10 protein-coding genes are annotated in these 4,160 nt (G+C 62.4%); all 10 read left to right on the top strand.

From position 1 onward, the window contains the following. The first annotated feature begins 24 nt into the window (after positions 1-24). Complete coding sequence (rplV, locus tag ACTOXK_RS12160) at positions 25-366, top strand: 50S ribosomal protein L22 (RefSeq protein WP_482277825.1); 342 nt, start codon at positions 25-27, stop codon at positions 364-366. A gap of 3 nt (positions 367-369) precedes the next feature. Further along, complete coding sequence (gene rpsC / locus ACTOXK_RS12155; protein WP_482277826.1) at positions 370-1,083, top strand: 30S ribosomal protein S3; 714 nt, start codon at positions 370-372, stop codon at positions 1,081-1,083. After that, a complete protein-coding gene (gene rplP, locus ACTOXK_RS12150) occupies positions 1,084-1,506 on the top strand; it encodes a 50S ribosomal protein L16 (protein ID WP_016309215.1) in 423 nt (140 codons plus the stop codon). It abuts the gene before it with no gap. Beyond that, positions 1,506-1,700, top strand: a complete 195-nt coding sequence (gene rpmC / locus ACTOXK_RS12145; protein ID WP_016309214.1) for a 50S ribosomal protein L29 — start codon at positions 1,506-1,508, stop codon at positions 1,698-1,700. Before rplP ends, rpmC begins: the two co-directional genes overlap by 1 nt. A gap of 19 nt (positions 1,701-1,719) precedes the next feature. Then, on the top strand, positions 1,720-1,980 hold the full coding sequence (gene rpsQ, locus ACTOXK_RS12140) for a 30S ribosomal protein S17 (RefSeq protein WP_028026212.1): 261 nt from the start codon (positions 1,720-1,722) through the stop codon (positions 1,978-1,980). A 52-nt stretch (positions 1,981-2,032) separates the two neighbouring features. Next, the gene (rplN, locus tag ACTOXK_RS12135) at positions 2,033-2,401 is read left to right on the top strand and encodes a 50S ribosomal protein L14 (protein ID WP_022740329.1); all 369 of its coding nucleotides are present in this window, start codon (positions 2,033-2,035) and stop codon (positions 2,399-2,401) included. Positions 2,402-2,414: 13 nt separating this feature from the next. Next, the gene (rplX, locus tag ACTOXK_RS12130; RefSeq protein WP_482279345.1) at positions 2,415-2,747 is read left to right on the top strand and encodes a 50S ribosomal protein L24; all 333 of its coding nucleotides are present in this window, start codon (positions 2,415-2,417) and stop codon (positions 2,745-2,747) included. A 176-nt stretch (positions 2,748-2,923) separates the two neighbouring features. Continuing rightward, positions 2,924-3,475, top strand: coding sequence for a 50S ribosomal protein L5 (rplE, locus tag ACTOXK_RS12125; RefSeq protein ID WP_482279344.1), 552 nt, complete (start codon positions 2,924-2,926; stop codon positions 3,473-3,475). Between the two features lie 90 nt (positions 3,476-3,565). After that, entirely contained in the window at positions 3,566-3,751 is a 186-nt protein-coding gene (locus tag ACTOXK_RS12120; RefSeq protein WP_013980746.1) for a type Z 30S ribosomal protein S14, read from the top strand. Between the two features lie 107 nt (positions 3,752-3,858). Then, a partial coding sequence (rpsH, locus tag ACTOXK_RS12115; protein WP_482280006.1) for a 30S ribosomal protein S8 occupies positions 3,859-4,160 on the top strand: 302 nt, incomplete at its 3' end.

Here is a 4,160-nt window from a genome sequence, read left to right as displayed (position 1 = left end):
GATAGGGCATAGGTGAGAAGTTACATGGAAACTAAAGCAGTATCGCGTTACGTCCGTATCGCTCCCCGCAAGGCCCGCATCGTGGTCGACCTGGTTCGCGGCAAGTCCGTCGCCCAGGCCCGCGAGATCCTGGCCTTCTGCGAGCGCGCCGCCGCCGAGGTTGTCGCGAAGACGCTGAACTCCGCCGTGGCCAACGCCGAGCACAACAACCACCTTCGCGCCGACAACCTGGTCGTGAAGACCGCGTTCGTCGACGAGGGCCCCACCCTGAAGCGCATCCGTCCCCGCGCCAAGGGCTCCGCGTCGCGCATCAACAAGCGCACGTGCCACATCACCATCATCGTCGCACCCCGAGAGGAGGCATAAGGAATGGGTCAGAAAGTAAGCCCTACCGGATTCCGCCTCGGTATCACCGAGGATTGGCGCAGCCGCTGGTACGCCGGCAAGGACTACGCCGCCACGCTTGAGAACGACATTGCCATCCGCAAGTTCCTCGACAAGCGTCTCGCCCGCGCCTCCGTCTCCAAGGTGGAGATCGAGCGTGCCGGCGACAAGATCAAGGTCGTCATCACCACCGCCCGTCCCGGCGTGGTCATCGGCAAGAAGGGCGCCGAGATCGACGCCCTGCGCAAGGACCTGGAGAAGGTCGCCAACGGTCCGGTCTCCATTGACGTGGTCGAGGTGAAGCGTCCCGAGCTGGACGCCGCGCTGATCGCCCAGTCCGTGGCTGAGCAGCTCGAGGGCCGCGTGGCCTTCCGTCGCGCCATGCGCAAGGCCGTGCAGTCCGCCATGAAGTCCGGTGCCAAGGGTATCCGTATCCAGTGCTCCGGCCGCCTGGGCGGTGCCGAGATGAGCCGCCGCGAGTGGTACCGCGAGGGTCGCGTGCCGCTGCACACCCTCCGTGCGAAGATCGACTACGGCTTCGCCACCGCTGCCACCACCATGGGCTCCATCGGCGTGCAGGTGTGGGTGTACCACGGCGAGGTGCTGCCGGGCCAGAAGGCCCCCCAGCCCGCGCTCGAGGGCTCTTCCCGCCCGAACCGTTCCCGTCGTAACGATCGCCGCGAGAGGGGTGACAAGTAAATGCTCGTACCTAAGCGCGTCAAGCACCGCAAGGTGCAGCGTGGTTCCATGAAGGGCAAGGCCAAGGGTGGCACGCGCCTGAACCACGGTGAGTACGGTATCCAGGCCCTCGAGGCTCACTGGATCACCAACCGTCAGATCGAGGCTGCTCGTATCGCCATGACCCGTCACATGAAGCGTGGCGGTAAGGTGTGGATCACCATCTTCCCCGACAAGCCCATCACCTCCAAGCCCGCCGAGACCCGCATGGGTTCCGGTAAGGGTAACCCCGAGGGCTGGGTCGCTGTCGTGAAGCCGGGCCGCATCATGTTCGAGATCGCCGGTGTGGACGATGAGACCGCCCGCGAGGCTCTGCGTCTGGCCATCAACAAGCTGCCCATCAAGTGCAAGATCGTCACTCGTGAAACGGAGGGGCAGCAATAATGAAAGCAGCAGAGATTCGTGAACTTTCTGCCGAGGACCTGCAGGTGAAGTTGAAGGAGGCCAAGGCCGAGCTGTTCAACCTTCGCTTCCAGATGGCTACGAGCCAGCTTGACAACACCGCCCGCGTGAAGCAGGTTAAGAAGGACATCGCGCGCATCATGACTGAGATGCGGGCTCGCGAGCTGAGCGCGTAGATCAAGGAAGGTGCAAACAATGACTGAAGAGCGTAACCTGCGTAAGGTCCGTCAGGGCATCGTGGTCAGCGACGCCAACGACAAGACCATCGTGGTGGCCGTGGAGGAGCGCAAGCCCCACCCCATCTACAAGAAGATGATTACCTCCACCAAGAAGTTCCATGCCCATGACGAGAACAACGAGGCCGGCGTCGGCGACACCGTTCAGATCATGGAGACGCGCCCGCTGTCCAAGATGAAGCGCTGGCGTCTGCTGAAGATCGTCGAGAAGGCCAAATAGTTTTCCGTGCCCTGGCACGAAGGCTATTGTTAAGGAAAGTTAGGAACATCACATGATTCAGATGCAATCCATGCTCGCCGTGGCCGACAACTCCGGCGCTCGCAAGGTGCAGTGCATCAAGGTCCTGGGCGGCTCCAAGCGCCGTTACGCGGGCCTCGGTGACGTGATCATCTGCAGCGTCAAGGAAGCGATGCCCAACGGCAACGTCAAGAAGGGCGAGGTCGTGCGCTGCGTGATCGTGCGCGTGAAGAAGGAGGTCCGTCGCGCCGACGGCTCCTACATCCGTTTCGATCAGAACGCCGCTGTGCTGATCAACAACGACGGCTCCCCGCGCGGCACCCGTATCTTCGGGCCCGTCGCTCGCGAGCTGCGCGACAAGAAGTACATGAAGATCGTGTCTCTGGCACCGGAAACGCTGTAGGGGAGGTGTCAGAATGGCTCAGAACAAGATGACGATCCGCAAGGGCGACACCGTCAAGGTGATCACCGGCAAGGACCGCGGCAAGACCGGCAAGGTGCTCCGCTCCGTCCCCGAGAAGTCCCGCGTGGTGGTCGAGAAGGTGAACATGGTCAAGAAGGCCATGCGCCCCACCCAGCAGAACCCCCAGGGCGGCATTTCCACCCTCGAGGCTCCGATCCACGTCTCCAACGTGATGCTCGTGTGCCCGAGCTGCGGTGAGGCCACCCGCGTGGCCCGTCGCCGCGACGAGGGCAAGCTCGTCCGCGTCTGCAAGAAGTGCGGCAAGGACATCCCGGCTGCCGAGTAGAGTTTTCGTGAAAATCCGCCCGTTCGTTGAGAGCGGGCGGATTTTTCCTTGGATAGAGTGCCCGCTTGTGGGACAATATCCAATCGCGCGCTCGCGCGCTATGGCCCTGGGAAGGTCCCAGGGACGCGGGGTCGGAAATCCTGCGTTTAATCCATCGAAGAAAGGCAAGAGAAGACATGGCTGAAACCCCTCGTCTGAAGGTCAAGTACACGACCGAGATCGTGCCGGCTCTCGTTGAGCAGCTCGGCATCAAGAACGTGAACTGCGTGCCCCGCCTCGAGAAGATCGTGGTGAACATGGGCGTTGGCGCCGCCGCCGGCGACTCCAAGCTGCTCGACGCCGCCATGAACGACATGCGCATCATCACCGGCCAGCAGCCCTGCGTGACCCGCGCCAAGAAGTCCATCGCCGGCTTCCATGTGCGCGAGGGCCAGGCTATCGGCTGCAAGGTGACCCTGCGCGGCGACCGCATGTGGGAGTTCCTCGATCGTCTGCTGGCCACTGCTCTTCCCCGCGTCCGCGACTTCCGCGGCATCTCGCCGAAGAGCTTCGACGGCCGTGGCAACTACACGCTCGGCATCACCGAGCAGCTGATCTTCCCCGAGATCGAGTACGACAAGATCGACCGTACCCGCGGTATGGACATCACCTTTGTCACCAATGCCGGTGAGAACGAGGGTGCCTTCGCGCTGCTGACGGCGCTCGGCTTCCCGTTCAAGAGCAAGTAAAACGACAGGGCAGCCGCCCTCGTCGCGTAACCTCAGGTTTTGAGTCCGCGAAAGGAATGCGGGCTTGAAGGCATAAGAAAGAAGGAATGCATGGCTAAGAAATCGATGATCGCCAAAGCCAAGCGCGAACCGAAGTTCTCGACGCGGCAGCACAACCGCTGCACCCGTTGCGGACGTCCCCGCGCCTACTATCGCAAGTTCGGCCTGTGCCGTATCTGCGTGCGTGAGTTGGCTAACAAAGGCGAGCTGCCCGGCGTGACCAAGGCTTCCTGGTAGGAAATCGCGGCCCACGTTTCAGGGTGTGCCGACGTTAAAGGCGGAGGCGCTATGGGCGCCGACGAACCGAACGTACGGTTCATCACGGATCAAAGGAGAAACTCAACATGACAATGACCGACCCCATTGCAGACATGCTTACGCGCGTGCGTAACGGCCAGTCTGCTGGCAAGGCGACGGTTTCCATGCCGTCGAGCAAGAAGCTCGTCGAGATCGTGCGCATCATGGAGCAGGAAGGCTACATCCAGCGCTTCGACGTGATCGACGGCGAGCCCCGCGCCACCCTTGAGATCACCCTCAAGTACGGCCCGAAGAAGGCCAAGACCATCCGCGGCATCAAGCGCATCTCCAAGCCCGGCCTGCGTATCTACGCCGGCAAGGACGAGCTGCCCCGCGTGCTCGGCGGTCT

This window comes from Adlercreutzia sp. (assembly GCF_056795635.1).
The sequence above is the reverse complement of the archived record's forward strand: the minus strand, read 5'-3'. Positions and strand labels throughout refer to the sequence as shown.